General features: G+C 71.1%; 2 protein-coding genes. Both read left to right on the top strand.

Annotated features, from left to right (window positions below; all coding sequences use genetic code 11):
- The coding region (gene argB, locus A5646_RS11610; protein ID WP_067021796.1) for an acetylglutamate kinase at window positions 1-726 on the top strand (726 nt) is incomplete at its 5' end.
- On the top strand, window positions 723-1,910 hold the full coding sequence (locus A5646_RS11605; RefSeq protein ID WP_082984707.1) for an acetylornithine transaminase: 1,188 nt from the start codon (window positions 723-725) through the stop codon (window positions 1,908-1,910). The genes argB and A5646_RS11605, both read left to right, overlap by 4 nt.
- The last annotated feature ends 64 nt before the right edge of the window (window positions 1,911-1,974 follow it).

The following is a 1,974-nucleotide window of genomic DNA, read 5'->3' as shown; positions in this document are numbered from 1 at the left end:
GCATTCCTGCGTAACTGCGGCGTTCATCCCGTCGTCGTGCACGGCGGCGGCCCGCAGATCACCGCGATGCTGCGCCGGCTCGGCATCCCGGGCGACTTTAAGGGCGGATTCCGGGTCACCACACCGGAAGTGCTCGACGTGGCCCGGATGGTGTTGTTCGGCCAGGTCGGCCGCGAACTGGTCAACCTGATCAACGCGCACGGACCGTACGCCGTCGGCATCACCGGCGAGGACGCCCAGTTGTTCACCGCCGTGCGGCGCAGCGTCACCGTCGACGGCGTGGCCACCGACATCGGCCTGGTGGGCGATGTCGAGATGGTCAACACCGCCGCCGTGCTGGATCTGATTGCGGCGCGGCGCATTCCGGTGGTGTCGACGCTGGCGCCGGACGCCGAGGGCGTGGTGCACAACATCAACGCCGACACCGCCGCGGCGGCGCTGGCCGAGGCGCTGCGCGCCGAGAAGCTGCTGATGCTCACCGATGTCGAAGGCCTGTACACCAGCTGGCCGGACCGCGGTTCGCTGGTCAGCGAAATCGACACGGCCACATTGTCACAACTGCTACCCACGCTGGAGGCGGGCATGATTCCCAAAGTCGAAGCGTGCCTGCGCGCCGTCACCGCGGGCGTGCCCAGCGCGCACGTCATCGACGGGCGGGTCGAACACTGTGTGCTGGTGGAGCTTTTCACCGACGCGGGCACCGGCACCAAGGTGGTGCGCCCGTGAGCCACACCGATGACGTCCGGCGGCGCTGGGAAGCCGTGATGATGAACAACTACGGCACCCCGGCGATGGCCCTGGCCAGCGGCGACGGCGCCGTGGTTACCGACGTGGACGGGAAGACCTACCTCGACCTGCTCGGCGGCATCGCGGTCAACGTCCTGGGCCATCGCCACCCCGCGATCATCGAGGCCGTCACCCACCAGATGTCCACGCTGGGCCACACCTCCAACCTGTATGCCACCGGACCGGGTCTGGCGCTGGCCGAAGAACTGGTAAGCCTGCTCGGCACCGATTCCCCGGCGCGGGTGTTCTTCTGCAACTCCGGGACGGAGGCCAACGAGGTGGCGTTCAAGCTGTCGCGGCTCACCGGGCGCACCAAACTGGTTGCCGCGCAGGAGGCTTTCCACGGCCGCACCATGGGATCGCTGGCGCTGACCGGTCAGCCCAGCAAGCAGGCGCCGTTCGCGCCGCTGCCCGGCGCCGTCACGCACGTGCCCTACGGCGACACCGACGCGCTGGCGGGCGCCGTCGACGACGCCACCGCCGCGGTGTTCCTGGAACCGATCATGGGGGAGAGCGGCGTCGTCGTGCCGCCCGAGGGCTACCTCGCCGCCGCCCGCGACATCACCGCGCGGCACGGGGCGCTGCTGGTGCTCGACGAGGTGCAGACCGGGATGGGCCGCACCGGAACGTTTTTCGCCCACCAGCACGACGGCATCACCCCGGACGTAGTGACGCTGGCCAAGGGGCTCGGCGGCGGCCTGCCGATCGGCGCCTGCCTGGCCGTCGGGCCGGCCGCCGACCTGATGACGCCGGGCCTGCACGGCAGCACCTTCGGCGGCAACCCGATCTGCGCGGCGGCCGCGCTCGCGGTGCTGCGGGTGCTGGCGGAGGAGAACCTGATCCGCCATGCCGAGGTGCTGGGCAAGTCGTTGCGCCACGGCATCGAGGCGCTGGCCCACCCGCTGGTCGACCACGTGCGCGGCCGCGGGCTGCTCTGCGGGGTGGCGCTCACCGCGCCGCGCGCCAAGGACGCCGAGGCGGCCGCGCGCCGGGCCGGGTTCCTGGTCAACGCGGCCGCACCCGACGTCATCCGGCTGGCGCCGCCACTGATCATCACCGACGCCCAGATCGACGGCTTCCTCGGCGCCCTGCCGAGCATTCTCGACGAGGCGGCCGCAGCATGACGCGCCACGTGACTAGGCACTTCCTGCGCGACGACGACCTGTCGCCCGCCGAGCAGGTCGAGGT

Source organism: Mycobacterium sp. 1245499.0, assembly GCF_001673615.1.
Classification (GTDB): domain Bacteria; phylum Actinomycetota; class Actinomycetes; order Mycobacteriales; family Mycobacteriaceae; genus Mycobacterium; species Mycobacterium europaeum_A.
Note: the sequence above shows the minus strand (reverse complement) of the source record. Positions and strands in the feature narration are given on the sequence as shown.